The sequence below is a fragment of the Caulobacter sp. FG7 genome (assembly GCF_057808875.1).
In genome coordinates this window covers 15128-32718 of sequence record NZ_JBMDIW010000021.1, presented here as the reverse complement: position 1 = coordinate 32718, position 17591 = coordinate 15128, and the positions used below count along the sequence as shown (strand labels likewise).

The following is a 17591-nucleotide window of genomic DNA, read 5'->3' as shown; positions in this document are numbered from 1 at the left end:
TCAATTAAAGGTTGATTTCAAGCCAGCCTGTCGCGCGTACTGAGTCTTATGGCTCTGCTTTACCAGCCGCGGCCCGGCGAGGTCGTGATGTGCGACTTCCAGGGGTATGTCGCGCCGGAAATGATCAAGCGGCGACCTGTCGTCGTCCTGGCCCGTAATCGGCGTAACCGCCAACTCGTGACGGTGGTGCCGCTCTCCACGACGGCGCCTGATCCGCAGGAGGCTTATCACCATCAGTTGGCTCAAAGCCCCCTACCGAACCCGCACGGGATAACCTGCTGGGCAAAATGCGACATGGTGGCCACGGTCTCCCTTGCCCGCCTCGACCGGTGCAAGGCAGGACGCGGCAGGTATGTCGTACCGACGCTGCCAGCGCCGGATCTGACAGCGATCCGCGCTGGAGTTGCAATCGCTCTCGGCGTGCCCTAAATTTGGAAGGTTCCCGTAAGGGACTTGTGAGCCTGCCCCTCAAAAGGCAGCCGGTGCGGCGACAGACGATGACAAGTCTCGCCGCTTCCGCGAACGGGGCCGGGAAACCGGCCCTTTGTCATTTCCGGCTCCCCTCAGATCCCCTTCTTCTTGGCATAGGTCTCGAACAGCGTCGGCCAGGCCGCGACCGGCTTGCCGGCGATCGAGCGCAGGCCGAAGCCGTGGCCGCCTTCCTCGAAGACGTGCAGTTCGGCCGGGATCGCCTTGGCCTTCAGGGCGGCGAACATCATCAGGCTGTTCTCGACCGGCACGGCCTTGTCGTCGGCGGCATGGACCAGGAACACCGGCGGCGTGCGCCCGCCGACGCCCGTCTCGGCCGAATAGGCCTGTACGGCCTCGAACGAGGGAGACGCGCCCAGCAGTTGCTTGCGCGAGCCGGCGTGGGTGGTCCCGGCCACCATGGTGATCACCGGATAGATCAGGGCCGACAGGTCCGGGCGCGCCGACAGATCATCGGCGGCGTCGACGCGATCATAGACCTGGGCCTCGAAGCGGGTGGTCAGGCTGGCCGCCAGGTGACCCCCGGCCGAGAAGCCCATGACGGCGATGCGCTGCTGATCGAACTTCATGCCCGGCGCCCACGAGCGCACCAGGCGCATGGCCCGCTGGGCGTCCTGCAGCGGCGCGTCGGGGCCCGCGCCCCAGCCGTCGCCCGGAAGGCGATAGAGCAGGACAAAGCAGGTGTAGCCGCGATCGGCCAGCCACTGGGCGGTCTCGAAGCCCTCCTTGTCCATGACGACGCGCTCATAGCCGCCGCCGGGGATCAGGATCACCGCCGCGCCATTGGGCTTGCGCGGACGGAACAGGCTGAGCGTCGGCTTTCGGGTGTGGGTCACGGCCCGGTCGCGCGGGCCCTTGCCGTCGCTGCGCTCGATCACAGTCTCCTGGGCCGTCACGCCCGCCGAGCCCGGCGGGTCATTGGGCCACAGCGGCCGCACTTCGCTCGGCTCGGGCACGGCCGGCTTGCGCGCGGCGCTGGCCATGCTCGCGGTCGACAGGGCGGTGATCCCTGCCAGCAGGGCGAAGGCGCTCCGGCGGTTCAGTTGCGGCATGACGTTTCTCCCGAACTCTACTGCAAGCGTGATAGCCGAAAGTGTCAGCGGTTTCGGCGGCCATCACGCGCCAACTTAAGTTTGGCGCGGACCTTAGAGCGCCAGGTAACCGGTGGACAAGATCAGCGACCGCCGAACCTCAGGTGATGCAGCACGATCCCGCTGGTGGTCGCCACGTTCAGCGAGTCGAAGCCATTGGCCATCGGAATGCCGATCCCCTGCGCCCGCGCGATGACGTCGGTCGACAGCCCCGGCCCCTCCGCCCCCAGCAATGCGGCCGCCCGAGCCGGCGGTTCCAACTCGGCGAGGGTGCGGCCCGCCGACGGCGTCAGGGCCAGCGGCGTGAAGCCCGCGTCGCTCAGCAGGTCGACCGCGTCCTCGTCCCTGGCGATGTAGCCTGTCGGTACGCTCAGCGTCGCGCCCACCGAGACGCGGATGGCCTTGCGGTAGAAAGGATCGCAGCAGTCGGCGTCCAGTAGCACCGCGTCCGCCCCGAAGGCGGCGGCGTTGCGGAAGATGCCGCCGAGATTGTCGTGATTGGCGATGCCGAACAGGGCCAGCACCACCGCCTGCTCGGGCAGTCCCGCCAACAGTTCGGCAGCCGGGATCGCCCGTGGCTTGCGACCCACCGCCAGCACCCCGCGATGCAGGTGGAAGCCGGCCACGACGTCCAGCACCGCCTGCTCGACCAGGTAGACCGGGGTCGTCTCGGGCAGGCCGTCGAACACCGCCGACAGCTTGTCGCGACGCTTGGGATCGATCAGCAGCGATTCCACGCGCTGGGGCGCGTCGCGCACGAAGGCCCGCAGCACCGTCTCGCCCTCGGCGATGAAGCGCCCTTCCCGGCCCACGAGATCGCGCTCCTTGATGTCGCGATAGGCGGCCACGCGCGGGTCGGCGGGATCGGTGATGGTGACGAACTGCGGCAAGGCTGTTTCCAGGATGAACGTTCGGCGGCCTCGCCAACATCAAACGCTCAAATTTATCGTCATCCCGGCCGCAGCGCAGCGGAGAGCCGGGACCCAGGACCACCCGCACTGCGCCGGCCCCTGGGTCCCGGATAACGGCTTTGCCGTTTCCGGGATGACGATCCGAAGAGCGATATCAATTGAGTCTGAGAACTACCGCACGCCCCGTATCGGAAGGATCGCCAGACCGCCAGCCATGGCCAGCCCCGCCGCCACCAGGAACAGCGAATGATAGTCCGTGCGGCTGGGTCCCAGGAACCACACCGCCAGCACCGGGGCCAGGGCCTGCGGCAGCGTGTTGGCCAGGTTGATGACCCCCAGGTCCTTGCCCGCGTCGTCCTGCGAGGGGAGCACCTGGCTGACCAGGGCGATGTCGACGGCGTAGTAGCAGCCCGCCCCGCAGCCGAAGACCACGAAGCCGACCAGCACCACCGTCCAGCCCGGCGTCAGCGAGAAGGTCACCATGGCCGCAGCCAGGATCATCGCCGCGCCCGCCGCGAACAGCTTTCGCCGCCCCAGCCGGTCGCTCAGCATGCCAAACAGCATCGCGCAGGCCACATTGGCCACGGTCGCCACGGTGGTCAGCAGGGCCAGGCCCTGCTCGGCCCGCTGGCCGGGGAACAGCGCCGGGTAGTTCAGCGCGTCCTGCAGGTAATAGAGCATGTAGCACTGGGTCAGGGTGATCGCGACCAGCACCATGAACCGGCTGACCCAGGCCAGGGCGAAGTCGGGATGCTTGCGCGGGTCGACCCAGAGGCCTTTCAGGAACCCGACCAGGCTGAAGCGCTCGGTCGCATCGGCGGTGATCGGCGGGTCCTTCAGCCGCAGGGCGAAGGGGGCGATGGCCAGCACCAGAACCACGCTGATGGCGGCATAGCGCGAGGCTTCCGAGGCCAGCAGCCCCCCGACCAGAACCGCGCCCGCCACCGCGCCGATCGGATGGCCGAGACTGAGGAAGGCCGCCACCCGCCCCTTCTGGGCGTCGGGCACGCGGTCGGGCAACAGGGCCAGCAGGGCGGCGAACAACATGTTGAAGGCCAGCTGGAAGACGATGACGCCGAGGATCAGCTCCAGCCGGCTGTCGGCCAGCATGATCGCGCCATAGGCCAGCACGGTGCCCACCAGGCCGATCAGCAGCCAGGGCCGCCGGCGGCCGAAGCGCGACGTCGTCCGATCGCTGATCGCCCCGGCCAGCAGGTTGGCGATGCTGGCGATCAGCGCGCCCCAGAACGCCGTCTGGCTGAGAACCAGGGCCTTCTGGGCGGGATCCAGCGCGGCGGCCTTCAGCGGCAGCAGCACCTGTATCAGCGGCATGAAGCTGATGAACGCGCCCATCTGGGCGAAGGTGAAGGCGGCGATGAAACTCGGCCGAACCGGTTCGACCGGCCGGCTGGCGCCGCTCCGCGACATGGCTGCTCCCTGTAACCGACGCGGTCATTTAAAGCCGCCGCGTTCGCCTGCCCGGCGACCTTCGCCGCGACGCCAGCGCCCGGCAAGGGGCCTTCAGGCCTGTCCCCGAGTTTTTTCGTCGCTGGCGGGGTCGCCCTAGGCACGACAAATGCTCTAGGCTCGGACAAAGGGTTGAGTCCGCTAGCGGGGGAAACGGCAGACCGATGGCCTCGGTGACCATCTACGACGTGGCGGCGCGCGCCGAGGTTTCGATCAAGACCGTCTCGCGGGTCATGAACAACGAGCCCAACGTGCGGCCGATGATGCGCGAGCGCGTGCTCGAGGCCGCCCAGGCGCTCGGCTACAGCCCCAACCTGTCGGCCCGCAGCCTGGCCGGCTCCAAGAGCTTCGTCATCGCCGTGTTCGTCGACGCGGCCCTGACCATCGACCACTGGCGCAGCGAGCGCGGCGCCGACTACCTGTCGCGCATCCAGCTGGGCGCCACGCTGCAATGCCGCGACGCCGGCTACCACCTGCTGGTCGAGCTGATCGACCACGAGGCCCCGCAGATCCGCCAGGAGGTCGGCGCCCTGCTCGCGGCCCTCAAGCCCGACGGCGTGATCCTGACCCCGCCCAGCTCCGACAACGAGATCGTGCTGGAACTCCTGAACAAGGCCGGCACGCCCTATGTGCGCCTGGGCCCGGAAGAGGCCGACGGCCCCGGCCCGCGCGTCCACATGGACAATTTCGCCGCCGCCCGCGACGTCACCGAGCACCTGGCCGGCCTTGGCCACAAGCGCATCGGCTTCGTGGTCGGCGAGCCGCGCCACGGCGCCAGCCAGGCCCGCCGAGCCGGCTATGTCGCCGCGATGGAAGCCCGCGGCCTCTCCGTCGACGAGGCCTGGATCCGCCAGGGCGACTTCACCTTCCAGTCGGGCCACGACGCGGCCAAGGCCCTCCTGGCCCTGCCCGACCGCCCCACTGCGATCTTCGCCTCCAACGACGACATGGCGCTGGGCGTCCTGGCCGCCGCTGCCGAGGCCGGCGTGCTGGTGCCCGGCGAGGTCTCGGTCGCCGGCTTCGACGACAGCCCCAGCGCCCGCTTCTCGCGTCCGCAGCTGACCACCGTGCGCCAGCCCGTGGTCGAGATGGCCGAACTGGCCACGCGCCTGCTGATCAAGGGCCAGGTCAAGGGCGGAGCTGCCGGCGCCATGGCCGCCCCGATCGACGAACTGCTGCCGTTCGAGCTGATCCACCGCGCCTCGACGGCCCCGCCGCCGGCGCCCTAGAGCCTAAAGACCGATATAGCCCCGGCGCACGGCGGCGACGACGGCCTGGGTGCGGTCGCCGACGTCGAGCTTGAGATAGATCGTCTTGAGGCAGGCCTTGATCGTATCCGGCGACACCGACATGCGCCGGGCGATCTCCTTGTTGGCCCGCCCTTCGGCGACCTGCAGCAGGATCACCCGCTCGCGATCGGTCAGCGGCTCCTCCAGCGCGTGCAGGGCGATCTCCTGGGCGATCTCCGGCGCCAGCACCCGCCGCCCGGCATGGACGTTGCGGATGGTCTCCAAGAGCTCCTTGCGGATGCAGTTCTTCAGCAGATAGCCGCTGGCCCCGGCCTTCAGGGCCCGCAGGGCCAGGGTGTCGCCGGGATAGGTGGTCAGGACGATCACCGCCGCCCGGGGGTCCAGGCCCCGGATCCGCTCGATCGCCGCCACGCCGTCCATGCCCGGCATCTGGATGTCCATCAGGGTGAGGTCGGGGCGCAGGGCCGCGAAAGCCTCCAGCGCCTGGACGCCGTCGGCCGCCTCGCCCACCACCCGCATGTCCGCCTGCCGGTCGATCAGCCCGACGATGCCGTCCCGCAGCATCGGGTGGTCGTCGGCCACCAGGATCCGGATGAGGCCGGCGGGAGCGCTCGGGTCATCCATGCCAGGGTCTCCAGGAAAGCAGCGCGCGCCACGACGGCCAAGGCCTGGGACTATAGGCCGCCCGCGCGGGGATGGTGACGACAATGCGCGTGCCTCCGCCCGGCGAACTGTCGATGGCCAGCCTGCCGCTGAGGGTTCGGGCCCGCTCGCGCATGCCGGCCAGACCGAAATGACGGTGTCGGCCGCCCTCGCGCAGGATGTCGGGCGCCATGCCCTTGCCGTCATCGACCACCGCCAGGGTCAGGCGGCGCGGTCCGAACGTCACGCGAACCTCGATGCAGCCGGCGCCGGCGTGGGCCCGGGCATTGGCCACCCCCTCGCCGACGATCGCCAGCACCTCGTCGGCGGCGATCTCGTCCAGCGCCCGGGGCGTTCCCTCGACGAAGACGCCCACCGCCGGCCCGCCCTCGCCGCCCTGCGCCTGGATCAGCTTGGAGAGCGCTGCTTCCAGGTCTTCGGCCCGATCGGCCGCGCGCAGGTCCAGAACCCGGTCGCGGGCCTGGCCCAGCGCCTCGTCGGCGGCGTCGAGCGCCCGCTCCAGCGGCGCCCGCTGGGGCTGGTCGCGCGGCAGGTCCTCGACGATCAGCTGGAAGCGCAGGATCAGCCCCTGCACACCCTGCAGCAGGGTGTCGTGCAGCTCGCGGGCGATGCGCTCGCGCTCGGCGATCCGCTCATTCATCCGTGTACGGATCCGCGCCGTCACCGCCCGCAGCCGAACGCGGTAGAGCCCCCAGACCATGGCCGCGAAAGCCAGCAGGCACAGCACCAGGAACAGTCGCGACTGCCAGAAGGTCGGCGGCACGGTCACGTCGAGCGAGGCGCCCGTGGTGTTCCAGACCCCGTCGTCGTTGGCGGCCACGACCGTGAAGCGGTACTGGCCCGGCGGCAGGTTGTTGTAGAAGGCCGTGCGGCGCGATCCGGCCTCCACCCAGGTCTCGTCGATCCCCGCCAGCCGATAGCGGAACCGCACCCGGCTCGGCGTACGCAGACTCAGCGCCGCATAGTCGATCTGCAGTCTCGAAGTCCCGACCGGCAGGCTGATCGAACCGGTCGCGGGGAACGGCCGTCCGCCCGCCGTCACGGCGCGGACCAAGACCGGCGGCGGCGCATCGTTGCGCATCAGGCCGCCGGGCGTGATGCGCATGACGCTGGCCGTGCCCAGGAACCACAGCCGGCCGTCGCCGCCTCGCGCGGCGCGCACGCCGTCATAGCGGGCCGAACCGCTGGTCAGGCCGTCCAGTTCGTCGAAGACGCGATGCGGGATCGGATCGTCGGGATGAGCGAAGGCCCGGTCCAGGTCGGCCGCCGACAGCCGCACGATGCTGGAGAAGGTGAACAGCCAGACCTCGCCGTCGGGCGTCTCCAGCATGTAGCGCACGTTGCGCAGCCAGGGGTGGCGGCGCAGGTCGATGTGTTCGATGCGGCCGGGCGACAGCCGCGCCAGGCCCGCCGCCCCGCCGGCGACTAGGCCGGCCGCGCCGTCGTGGACGAAGGTCAGGCGGCCCAGCCGCAGCTGCGCGCGGCTCCAGGCCGTGGTCCTGTCGCCGTCGATGCGGGTCAGGCTGGAAAAGCCGCTGATGACGATCGGCCGGCCGCGCCAATCGACCGCGAACTGCTCGTCGACGCCGCTGGTCAGCGCCCGCCGGTCATGCCAGCCGGTCTCGTCGTGCATGGCCAGCCCGTGGTCGTTGGACGAGACCCACAGCGTCCCGCCCGCCCCGACGACGCACCGGAACAGCGTCCGGGGCTTGTCCATCGCGAAGGACGAGACCGTGCGGCCGTCCCGGATTTCGTCGACGACGCCGTCGTGCAGCAGGAACACAGCGCCTTCGCCGCCGCACAGGACGATGTCGCGCGTCAGGCCCTGGCGTATCCTCACCGGCGGCGCGTAGGGGCGGATCACGAAGAGGCCGGCGCTGTCGCTGACATAGACGAGGCCACGGCCGTCCTCGGCGATGTAGTATTCGTCCGCCCCGGCCGGGATCGCCGCCTCCTCGACGATGCTGGGCGCCACGAAGGCGTTGAGGCCCCGGTCGCCGCCGGTCCAGACCGTGCCCTCGCGGTCGACGAAGATCGACGCCGCCTGGTCGTCGGTGAGGCCGTCCTTGACGCCGTAGGTCGTCATCACGCCCGGCCCGTCGGGATGGGTGATGCGGAACAGGCCGGCCGAGCCGGTCGCGCCCCAGAGGCTGCCGTCGGGCGCGAAGGCGATCTTGGTGCGCAGGCGCCGCCCCGGCGCCGGATAGTTGGGCAGCCCCCGCGCGCTGGTCTGGCCGGCGGCGTAGTCGGGCAGCCGGCGCGTTCCCGCCTGGTCGGAGATCCAGATGTGGCCGGCCGCGTCCTCGGCCAGCCCGGCGCCCCTCTCGACCCTGGCGTTGGTCGTCTCGAAGCGGCGCGCCCCACGGCGCAGGAACAACAGCTTGTCCAGCGTGGCCACCCACAGCACGCCGTCGCGCGCCGCCACCACCGACATGATCCAGCCGTCGGGCGCCCCCCCAGTTCGTCCCCAGCGTCTCCCAGCGCCCGCCGACGAACCGCGACAGCGAGTTCGTGGCCCTGGCATTGACCGCCCAGATGACGCCGTCCTGGTCCTGCAGCAGTTCGGTGATCTGGCGCGAGGGATCGGGCATGCCGGTCGAGGCGAAGCGGCCGTCCCGGAAGATCGACACGCCCTCGCCCTGGAACCTGCCGACCCAAAGCTCGCCCGTCCGCGTCTCCAGCAATTGGGCGACGCCGTAGAAGACGGTGGGATCGTCGCTGGCCGGCGAGAAGGTGTCGAAGGTCACGCCGTCGAACCGGGCCAGGCCGTCCGATCCCGAGATCCACAGATAGCCGTCGCGCGTCTGGGTGATGTCGTTGATCCGCCCCGGCGCCGAGGCCGCGCCTCGCCAGGCCGTGTGGCGGAACTGCGCGATCGACAGGACGTCGGACTGCGCCAGCGCCGCCAGCGGGGTCAGCAGGAACGCGGCCAGCAGGGCCAGCGCGAGGACGCTCCGCGAACCTCGACAGTCGATCATCGCGTCCCCCTGAAGCCGGACTGAAGCCGAGCCTCACACTGCGCCGAACCGCGCCGCGCCCTCATACCCATCCGGGTAAACCCTCGCTCCCCGGTTGGCCTTGAGGGCTCAAGCACACCAGAAGAACAGTGTCATCGGAAATCGCGGGGGCGTCGACCAACGCCAGCCGCACGCCTCCGGAGAGACACCGATGACCCGTACATTCCTCGCCGCCGCAGCGGCCGCCGTCCTCGCCGCCGGCCTGGCCTCGGCCTCGGCCAGCCTCGCCCAGCCGCCGCCCTTCCCCGCCGCCTTCAAGACCAGCCAGATCGCCACCAACGGCGCGACGATCCACGTGCGGGTGGGCGGCAAGGGACCGGCGGTCGTGCTGCTGCACGGCTATGGCGAGACCGGCGACATGTGGGCGCCGCTGGCGGCCGACCTGGCCCGCGACCACACGGTCATCGTGCCCGACCTGCGCGGCCTTGGCCTGTCGTCCCGCCCGGCCGGCGGCTATGACAAGAAGACCCAGGCCGGCGACGTGGCCGGGGTGCTGGACGCCCTGAAGATCGACAAGGCCGACCTCGTCACCCACGACATCGGCAACATGGTCGGCTACGCCTTCGCCATGCGCAGCCCCGAGCGTGTGGGCCGCTTCGTGCTGATCGACGCTCCCGTGCCGGGGATCGGCCCCTGGGACGAGATCACCAAGAACCCGCTGCTCTGGCACTTCCGCTTCGGCGGGCCGGACATGGAGCGGCTGGTGGCCGGCCGCGAGCGGATCTATCTCGACCGCTTCTGGAACGAGTTCTCGGCCGACCCGGCCAAGTTCTCCGAAGGCGCCCGTGTCCACTACGCCAAGCTCTACGCCCAGCCCGGCGCCATGCACGCCGGCTTTTCCCAGTTCGCCGCTTTCGACCAGGACGCCATCGACGACAAGGCCATACTCGCCGAGAAGGGCAAGCTTCCGATGCCGGTCCTGGCCCTTGGCGGCGAGAAGTCGTTCGGCCTGACCATGGCGGCGGTGATGCGCTACACCGCCAGCGACGTCACCGAGGGCGTGATCCCCGCCTCCGGCCACTGGATCATGGAAGAGAACCCGGCCGCGACGGTGAAGATCGTCCACGACTTCCTCGACGCCAAGCCGGCGGCCAGGCCGTGAGCCCGCGCCTAGCCATCCTCGCTGGCCTGACCCTGGCGAGCCTCGCCTCGGCCCCGCCGCTCCACGCCCAGGATCTGCGCCTGACCCCGCCCGAGATCGCGGCCCTGGCCAAGGGCGGCGCGGGGGCCGGCACCTCCGGCGTCGCCGGAATCCGGACGACGACGCTGTACGGCGATCCAACCAAGGCCGGCCCCTACACGATCGAGATCCGGGTGCCGCCCCATACGCGCATCGCCGCCCACAGCCACAAGGACGACCGCACGGCCGTGGTGGTCTCCGGCGTCTGGTTCTTCGGCTACGGAAAGAAGAACGAGGACCCGCTGGTCAAGGAACTGCCGCCAGGCAGCTTCTACACCGAGCCGGCGGGCGTGGATCACTTCGCCCAGACGCATGACCAGCCGGCCAGCGTCTACATCTTCGGCTATGGCCCCACGAGCACCGACTATGTGGTGGCCACGGACGCGCCCAAGCCCTGACCCGAACGAAAAAGGGGCGCGGCCCTGCTGGACCGCGCCCCCTTCTGATTTCGAAGCCTGGAAGCCTTAGCGGCCCGGACGGGCGAACGCGGCGACCTTGGCGCGGGCCGCGTGCACCGGATGCTCCGGCTCGGCGTGGCGCTGGGCCGGTGCGGCCGACCCGATGCGGAAGCCGCCGACGTGGTTGGCCAGGTCCGCCGCTTCGGCGCGCAGGGCGCGGGTGGCGTCGGTGGAGCGCTGGGCCATGGCGGTGTTGCGCTGGGTGACCTGGTCCAGCTGGCCGACGGCGCTGTTGACCTCGGTCAGGGCGCTGGCCTGCTCGTTGGCCGAGGCGGCGATCTCGTTGACCAGACCGTCGATGGCGCCAACCTTGTCGACGATGCCGCGCAGGGCGTCGCCCGTCTGACGGACCAGCTCGACGCCCTCGCCCACCTGGCGGCTGGAGTCGGAGATCAGGCTCTTGATCTCCTTGGCGGCTTCGGCCGAGCGCTGGGCGAGAGCCCGCACTTCCTGGGCCACGACGGCGAAGCCCTTGCCGGCGTCACCGGCGCGGGCGGCCTCGACCCCGGCGTTCAGGGCCAGGAGGTTGGTCTGGAAGGCGATCTCGTCGATGACGCCCAGGATGTGGTTGACCTGGTTGGACGAGCTTTCGATCTGGCTCATGGCCTCGGCGGCGCGGGTCACGACCGCGCCCGAGCGCTGGGCCTCGGTTGCGGCCTCGCCGACGCGCGATGAGACTTCGCGGGCGCTCTGGGCGGTCTTGGCGACGGTCGAGGTCAGTTGCTCGACGGCGGCGGCGGTCTGCTCCAGCGTGGCGGCCTGCTGCTCGCTGCGCATGGCCAGGTCGTCGGCGGCCGAGGCGATCTCGTCGGCGCCCGAGCGGATGCCCCGGGTGGCGCGGTCGACCGCGCCCATGGCTTCGGCGAGAGCGGCGGCGGCCTGGTCGAAATCGGACTTCAGGCTGACGAACTCGGGCGACAGGGCGCCGTCGACGCGGGCCGACAGGTCGCCGGCCGCCAGGCGCGACAGGGCGTCCCCGACCGCGCGCACGGCGTCGGCCTGGCGCTGCTCGGCGCTGGCGCGCTCGGCTTCCAGCTGGTCGCGCTCGTCCTGCAGCAGTTCCAGATAGGTCGAGATGGCCAGATCCATGTCCAGCATCACGGCCTTGTTCAGCGCCACCAGGCCGTCGGCCAGGTCGGCGTCGCTCTTGGCGCTGGCGAACAGGCCCTTGGCGCGCTTCTCGACCATGGCGCGGATCAGCTTCTCGGCCACCAGGGCGTAGCCGCCGATGTACCAGCGCGGCTCAAGCCCGATGACGGCGTGGGCCTTGCCGATACGGGCGACGTCCTGCTGGTAGTCGGCGCCGTATTCGGCCGTCGCCAGGCGACGCCAGTGCGAGGACTGCCGCCCCTGGGCGTTGCTGATGTGGGCGTCGCTCGAGAACATCTTGCGGGTCTCGGGGAAAGCCCGGACCTGCGCGTAGAAGGCGTCCAGCGCCCCGTTGATCTCGGCGTCGATCACCGGCTTGGCGGCCCGCAGGGCGGCGCGGTCCTTGTGGTCGAAGCGCATGAAGCTCATGCGCTGGTCGAGCTGGTTCTGCGCGCTCATGCCGCCACCCCTGGTCACTGGAATCCTGATCGGAAGAGCCGTGACGGCAATTCATTAACCAAGATTGAAACCCAGGCGGGTTCTTACGCAAAAGCCGTATAAGCAGTCGCCCTGCGACGACCCGTCACGCCGTCCAGAGGTAGCGCCAGGTCTCCGAGATCGGCTTGCCGTCGCGGGTCAGGCGCAGGCTGAGCTCGGCCTGCTTGCCCGTGGGCTTGAGGCCGAACGCCGCCCGGGCGGTGGCCGCGCGCGGATAGGGCGTGATGTTGCTCCAGGTGGTCTCGCCGCCCTTGGCCTCGATGTCGAGCTTAACCCCGTCCAGCCCGTCGGCCAGCATCGGCCCCGACAGGTCGATGGTGAACATCCGCAGTCCGTCCTGCGCGTCGGCCCCTGTGCGGGTGCGCACCACCCTCGCCTCGCCGTCGCCCAGCCGCTCGCCGCCCCAGTGCAGGCGATAGGACAGGTCGACGCGCGAGCCGGCCTCCCAGGGCGCGTCGGGGCGCCAGAAGACGGCGATGTTGTCGTCGCTCTCCTTGCGAGTGGCGAGTTCGGCCAGCACCACCGCGCCCTTGCCCCAATCGCCCAACGGCTCGACCCACAGGCTGGGACGCAGGTCGTAGCGGGCTTCCAGGTCGCCGTAGTCCTCCAGCCGCCGCGCCCGCTGCACGAGGCCAAAGCCCTTGGGGTTCTCGTCCTGGAAGTACGACAGGCGGTGGGCCGTCGGATTGGTCAGCGGTCGCCAGATCTGCTCGCCGGTCCCTGTCAGCATGGCCAGGCCGTCGCTGTCATGCACGGCGGTGCGGAAGTCGTCGCCGCGCGGACCATCCGAGACGTTGAACAGGAACATGCTGCTCTGGGCGGCCACGCCCATCTTCGTCATCTTCACGCGCGGGAAGATCGTGGCCGTGACGTCGAAGGTCACCGCCTGGCCGGGGCGGATCGTGAAGCTGTAGGCGCCCGTGCAGCTGGGGCTGTCCATCAGGGCGTGAACCACCACCGTCTCGGCGCCGTCGGCCGGACGCTCCAGCCAGAAGCGCTCGAAGCTGGGGAACTCCTCGTTGGGCTCGCCCGCGCCGATGGCGAGGCCGCGCGACGACAGGCCGTAGAACTGGTCGCGGCCCAGGCTGCGGAAATAGCTCGCGCCCTGGAAGACGGCGATCTCGTCCAGCTTGTCGGCGCGGTTCAGCGGCCACAGCAGCCGCAGCCCCGAAAAGCCGCCGATGGCCTTGGCCGCGCCGGCGTGCTCGCCCGGCACGTCGAACATCTCCGGATCGAACGGCACCGGCCGGGCGACGCCGCCCTCGACCTCGTAGATCGGGAAAACGCGCGGATAGAGATAGGCCGGCGGGAAGAACTCGGCGCGGAACGGCGCCGGCCGGTCGGCCCACAGGGCATGCTCGCCACGGAATCGGATTCGGAAATATTCGTCGTAGGACAAGCCCGCCAGGCCCTTGTCGCCGCCGGCGGCGGGCGTGCGATAGGGCTTTTTGGCCAGGCGTTCGGCCAGGGCGCGCAGAATGTCGGGCGAGAACGCCTCGCCTTCAACTGGCGACGGTTGCGCCGCAACAAGACGGGGGAGCATGGCCACCAGCGCTCCGAGAGACAGCGTGCCGAGCGCGCCGCGCCGGCTGACAGAAGCAAATTCCATGCGGCCCTTCTATGCCGCGCGTCCGGGCGACGCTACAAACCGAGCGTTGGATTATCGCCAGTTGACGGCGTCTTTGCGGCGGCGCCGCATAAAGCTGCAAGGCGAGTCGTCCGTGTTCGGCCATGATCAGGACGCAACAAGCTGCGCCTTGAAGCGTTTGAGCCGGCGACACAGTCCCTGCTAGGCTGGGCGTGCGTGGTAACGAGGGGTAAGCGCAGTAGATGGGCGTGCCGGCGGAATTCACCCTGGACGACAAGGACGGCGGCAAGTCTGTCGTGCTTTCCGGGGACTGGACGGCGCGCGGCATGGCCGACGCCGGCCTGCGACTCGCCGAGGCCATGAAGGGCTCCGAGTCGTTCGACCTCGACCTCACCGGCATGAACCGCTGCGACACGGCCGGCGCCTACGCCATCATCCGCGCCGCCGACGGCCGCCTGAGCGCCGGCAACATCAAGGCCCGCCCCCAGACCCTGCGCCTGCTGGAACTGGTCGGCGAGGCCACCCAGGCCGAATGCCCGCCCGACAACCGCCTGCACGGCGTCGTCGCCTTGCTCGACCGCATCGGCCGGGGCCTGTTCGACCTGCTGCGCGACGGCTACGGCACGCTCGTCTTCCTGGGCCACCTGCTGACCGCCCTGGCCCGCTGCGCCGTCAACCCGCGCAAGATCCGCTGGGCGCCGATCATCTCGCTTTCCGAGCGGGCGGGCCTGGACGCCATGCCCATCGTGGCCACCACCACCTTCTTCATCGGCGCGGTCGTGGCCCTCTTGGGCGCCAACCTCCTGACCGACTTCGGCGCCCAGGTGTTCAGCGTCGAATTGATCGGCGTGTCGGTGCTGCGCGAGTTCAACATCCTGATTACCGCCATCCTGCTGGCCGGCCGCTCGGCCTCGGCCTTCGCGGCCGAGATCGGCTCGATGAAGATGAACCAGGAAATCGACGCCATGCAGGTCATCGGCGTCGACCCCTACGAGGCCCTGGTGCTGCCGCGCTTCGCGGCCCTGCTGATCACCATCCCGCTGCTGACCTTCGTGGCCACGCTCGCCGGTCTCGCCGGCGGCATCGTCGTGGTCTGGGTGGTGCTGGACCTGTCGCCCAGCTTCTTCCTGCAGCGGATGACCGACTATGTGGGCGCCACCCACTTCTGGATCGGCATGTCCAAGGCCCCGGTCATGGCCATGGTCATCGCCGCCATCGGCTGCCGCCAGGGCATGGAAGTCGGCAACGACGTGGAGTCGCTGGGCCGCCGCGTCACCGCCGCCGTCGTCCACGCCATCTTCGCCATCATCCTGATCGATGCCGTCTTCGCCCTGCTCTACATGGAGCTGAACGTATGAAGGCGGCCGCCGCCCCCGCTCCTGCGCCAGCCGAGGCCGCACCGCCGATCCAGGTCGAGGGCCTGGTTTCGCGCTTCGGCGACAACGTCGTGCACGACGACCTCGACCTCACCGTCGAGCGCGGCGAGGTGCTGGGCGTGGTCGGCGGCTCGGGCACCGGCAAGTCGGTGCTGCTCAACAGCATCATCGGCCTCAAGGCCCCCGACGGCGGCGTCATCCGCCTGTTCGGCGAGGACATGCAGGAGGCCTCGCGCCGCAAGTGGACGGCGCTGGAGCGGCGCTGGGGCGTCTTGTTCCAACAGGGCGCGCTGTTCTCGAACCTGACCGTGCGCGAGAACGTCGCCGCCCCCCTGTTCGAGCACACCCGCCTGCCCAAGAGCGAGATCCTGGAGCTGGCCGACCTGAAGATCGCCCTGACCGGCCTGCCGCCGCGCGCGGGGGCGCTCAAGCCCGCCGAGCTGTCGGGCGGCATGCGCAAGCGGGCGGGCCTGGCCCGCGCCCTGGCGCTGGACCCGGAGCTGCTGTTTCTCGACGAACCGACCGCCGGCCTCGACCCGATCGGCGCCGCTGCCTTCGACGAGCTGATCAAGGACCTGTCCGACAGCCTCGATCTGACGGTGTTCATGATTACCCACGACCTGGACAGCCTCTACACCATCACCGACCGCGTCGCCGTGCTGGCCGACAAGAAGGTGATCGCCAAGGCCCCGGTCGAGGAGCTCGAGCACTCCGACCATCCCTGGATCAAGGAATACTTCCTGGGCCCGCGCGGACGCGCGGCCGGGAAAGCCGCTACGGCGAGGAGCCGCTGATGGAAAGAAACGCCAACTACGCCCTCGTCGGGGCGGCCTGCCTGATCCTGTTCATGGGTCTGGTGGTGTTCGTCGTCTGGCTGGCCAAGCTGCAGTTCAACAAGGACTACGACCTCTACGACGTGCTGTTCGTCGGGGCGGTGCGCGGCCTGTCGGAGGGCGGCGAGGTGCACTTCAACGGCATCAAGGTCGGCGAGGTCACCAAGATCGAGCTCGACAAGAGCGATCCCAACCGCGTCATCGCCCGCACGCGCCTGACCTCGGACGTGCCGATCCGCGTCGACAGCTACGCCACGCTGGAGCCGCAGGGCATCACCGGCGTCAACTACATCCAGCTGACCGCCGGCACCTCGACCAAGCCGCTGCTGAAGGACACCGTCAAGAGCGGCGAGGTGCCGATCATCCGCAGCCAGCGCAGCGCCCTGTCCGACCTGTTGGAAGGCGGCGGCACGGTGCTGAGCCGCACCATCGAGGCGCTAGACCGCGTCAATCGCGTGCTGTCGGACCGCAACATCAAGACCTTCAGCGCCAGCCTGTCCGACGTCCAGTCGGTCACCGCCGAACTGCGCGAGCGCAAGGAGATCATCGCCGACGCCCAGAAGGCGCTGCAGAGCATCGACGCCACCGCCCAGGAGATCGCCAACCTGTCGCGCTCCACCCAGGGCGTGGTCGACGGCGACGGCCGCAAGGCGATCAAGGACCTCGGCGCGGCCGCCGACGAGATCAAGCTGGCCGCCAAGGACGTTCGCACCATGGTCAGCCGCCTGGAAGGCCCGACCAGCGACTTCGCCTCCACCGGCCTGCCGCAGCTGTCCTCGGCCATCGTCACCCTGCAGTCGGCCGCCGAGTCGCTCGACCGTCTGGTCGGCGAGGTGGAGCAGAACCCGCGCGGCCTGGTGGGCAAGGCCCCGGCCAAGGAAGTGGAGATCAAGCCGTGAGCGCTTCCGTGAAGAAGATCACCTCGGGCCTGGCCCTGGCCGGCCTCGCGCTCGCCCTGTCGGGCTGCATCAGCGTGTTCCCCAAGGCCGAGCCCTCGGGCATGTACCGCTTCGGAACCACGGCCCCGGCCGCTTCCAAGGGTCCGCCCGGCGCGATGTTCGGCGTGCTGAAAGCCCCGACCGTCTTCACACGCCCCTCGGCCGGCGACCGCATCCTGACCACCGGTCCCGGCGGCGAGGCCGCCTATGTCGCCGGCGCCCGCTGGATCGCCCCGGCCAGCGTGCAGTTCGACGAGGCCCTGTCGCGGGCCTTCGACGCCGATCCCGGCCGCGCCCGCCTGATCGGCCGCGGCGAGGTGGCGAAAGCCCAGATGGTCCTGCGGCTCGAGGTCCGCACCTTCGAGGCCGCCTATGTCGACGGCCCCAAGGCCCCGCCCGAGATCATCGTCCAGGTGCGCGGCGTCATCAGCCGCACCGGCGACCGCGCCCTGGTCGGCGACCAGGTGTTCGAAGCCAAGGTGAAAGCCGCCGACAACCGCGTCGGCCCCATCGTCGCCGCCTTCGACCAGGCCAATGCGAAAGTCATCGGCGACCTGGTGGGCTGGATCAACGCGGCGGGCGCCGGCCTGCCGACGGAGTAAGGCGCCGCACAAGATCCTCCCCCTGAAGGGGGAGGTGGCCCTGAGGGCCGCAAGGGGAAGTGTCTGAAGAGGTCAACGCCTCCCCAACAGCAGCAATCGCTTCCCCCTCAGTCGGCTTCGCCGACAGCTCCCCCTTCAGGG

The 17591-nt window shown here is 70.0% G+C and carries 16 protein-coding genes and 1 pseudogene; 10 read left to right on the top strand and 7 right to left on the bottom strand.

Annotation, left to right across the window (positions count from 1 at the left end; all coding sequences use genetic code 11):
- Positions 1-48: 48 nt before the first annotated feature.
- Positions 49-429: a type II toxin-antitoxin system PemK/MazF family toxin gene (locus ACODR1_RS17170; protein WP_488881540.1), complete on the top strand. Its 381-nt coding sequence runs from the start codon at positions 49-51 to the stop codon at positions 427-429.
- 134 nt (positions 430-563) lie between these two features.
- Here ACODR1_RS17170 and ACODR1_RS17165 read toward each other — a convergent pair whose 3' ends face one another.
- A complete protein-coding gene (locus ACODR1_RS17165; protein WP_488881539.1) occupies positions 564-1541 on the bottom strand; it encodes an alpha/beta hydrolase in 978 nt (325 codons plus the stop codon).
- 122 nt (positions 1542-1663) lie between these two features.
- Positions 1664-2470, bottom strand: coding sequence for a TrmH family RNA methyltransferase (locus ACODR1_RS17160; protein ID WP_488881538.1), 807 nt, complete (start codon positions 2468-2470; stop codon positions 1664-1666).
- Between the two features lie 60 nt (positions 2471-2530).
- Here ACODR1_RS17160 and ACODR1_RS17155 point away from each other — a divergent pair.
- A pseudogene (locus tag ACODR1_RS17155) lies at positions 2531-2602 on the top strand (hypothetical protein); the annotation flags it as partial.
- 60 nt (positions 2603-2662) lie between these two features.
- Here the strand turns inward: ACODR1_RS17155 and ACODR1_RS17150 are convergent.
- Positions 2663-3919, bottom strand: coding sequence for an MFS transporter (locus ACODR1_RS17150; RefSeq protein WP_488881537.1), 1257 nt, complete (start codon positions 3917-3919; stop codon positions 2663-2665).
- A gap of 203 nt (positions 3920-4122) precedes the next feature.
- Here ACODR1_RS17150 and ACODR1_RS17145 point away from each other — a divergent pair, with 203 nt between their 5' ends.
- On the top strand, positions 4123-5187 hold the full coding sequence (locus ACODR1_RS17145) for a LacI family DNA-binding transcriptional regulator (protein ID WP_488881536.1): 1065 nt from the start codon (positions 4123-4125) through the stop codon (positions 5185-5187).
- 3 nt (positions 5188-5190) lie between these two features.
- Here the strand turns inward: ACODR1_RS17145 and ACODR1_RS17140 are convergent, their stop codons facing one another.
- Positions 5191-5832, bottom strand: a complete 642-nt coding sequence (locus tag ACODR1_RS17140; protein ID WP_488881535.1) for a response regulator — start codon at positions 5830-5832, stop codon at positions 5191-5193.
- Positions 5825-8305, bottom strand: coding sequence for a sensor histidine kinase (locus ACODR1_RS17135; protein ID WP_488881534.1), 2481 nt, complete (start codon positions 8303-8305; stop codon positions 5825-5827). The genes ACODR1_RS17140 and ACODR1_RS17135 overlap by 8 nt, the downstream gene beginning before the upstream one ends.
- Before the next feature lie 77 nt (positions 8306-8382).
- Between ACODR1_RS17135 and ACODR1_RS17130 the strand changes: the two genes are divergently transcribed.
- The 3 genes from ACODR1_RS17130 to ACODR1_RS17120 all read left to right on the top strand — a co-directional run bounded on the left by ACODR1_RS17130 (position 8383) and on the right by ACODR1_RS17120 (position 10466).
- Positions 8383-8571: a hypothetical protein gene (locus tag ACODR1_RS17130; protein ID WP_488881533.1), complete on the top strand. Its 189-nt coding sequence runs from the start codon at positions 8383-8385 to the stop codon at positions 8569-8571.
- A gap of 468 nt (positions 8572-9039) precedes the next feature.
- A complete protein-coding gene (locus ACODR1_RS17125) occupies positions 9040-9990 on the top strand; it encodes an alpha/beta fold hydrolase (protein WP_488881532.1) in 951 nt (316 codons plus the stop codon).
- Positions 9987-10466 (top strand): cupin domain-containing protein, encoded by a 480-nt coding sequence (locus ACODR1_RS17120; protein ID WP_488881531.1) that lies wholly within the window; start codon positions 9987-9989, stop codon positions 10464-10466. Before ACODR1_RS17125 ends, ACODR1_RS17120 begins: the two co-directional genes overlap by 4 nt.
- A gap of 66 nt (positions 10467-10532) precedes the next feature.
- Here ACODR1_RS17120 and ACODR1_RS17115 read toward each other — a convergent pair whose 3' ends face one another.
- Both ACODR1_RS17115 and ACODR1_RS17110 read right to left on the bottom strand, forming a co-directional pair.
- Positions 10533-12074: a globin-coupled sensor protein gene (locus tag ACODR1_RS17115; RefSeq protein ID WP_488881530.1), complete on the bottom strand. Its 1542-nt coding sequence runs from the start codon at positions 12072-12074 to the stop codon at positions 10533-10535.
- A 124-nt stretch (positions 12075-12198) separates the two neighbouring features.
- The gene (locus ACODR1_RS17110; protein WP_488881529.1) at positions 12199-13722 is read right to left on the bottom strand and encodes an OpgD/OpgG family glucan biosynthesis protein; all 1524 of its coding nucleotides are present in this window, start codon (positions 13720-13722) and stop codon (positions 12199-12201) included.
- A gap of 221 nt (positions 13723-13943) precedes the next feature.
- Here ACODR1_RS17110 and ACODR1_RS17105 point away from each other — a divergent pair, with 221 nt between their 5' ends.
- The 4 genes from ACODR1_RS17105 to ACODR1_RS17090 are packed head-to-tail and all read left to right on the top strand — an operon-like array spanning position 13944 to position 17450.
- Positions 13944-15059, top strand: coding sequence for an MlaE family ABC transporter permease (locus tag ACODR1_RS17105; protein WP_488881528.1), 1116 nt, complete (start codon positions 13944-13946; stop codon positions 15057-15059).
- Positions 15056-15871: an ABC transporter ATP-binding protein gene (locus tag ACODR1_RS17100; RefSeq protein WP_488881527.1), complete on the top strand. Its 816-nt coding sequence runs from the start codon at positions 15056-15058 to the stop codon at positions 15869-15871. The genes ACODR1_RS17105 and ACODR1_RS17100 overlap by 4 nt, the downstream gene beginning before the upstream one ends.
- Entirely contained in the window at positions 15871-16809 is a 939-nt protein-coding gene (locus tag ACODR1_RS17095) for an MlaD family protein (protein WP_116567234.1), read from the top strand. Before ACODR1_RS17100 ends, ACODR1_RS17095 begins: the two co-directional genes overlap by 1 nt.
- Positions 16806-17450 (top strand): ABC-type transport auxiliary lipoprotein family protein, encoded by a 645-nt coding sequence (locus ACODR1_RS17090; RefSeq protein WP_488881526.1) that lies wholly within the window; start codon positions 16806-16808, stop codon positions 17448-17450. Before ACODR1_RS17095 ends, ACODR1_RS17090 begins: the two co-directional genes overlap by 4 nt.
- Positions 17451-17591: the final 141 nt, after the last annotated feature.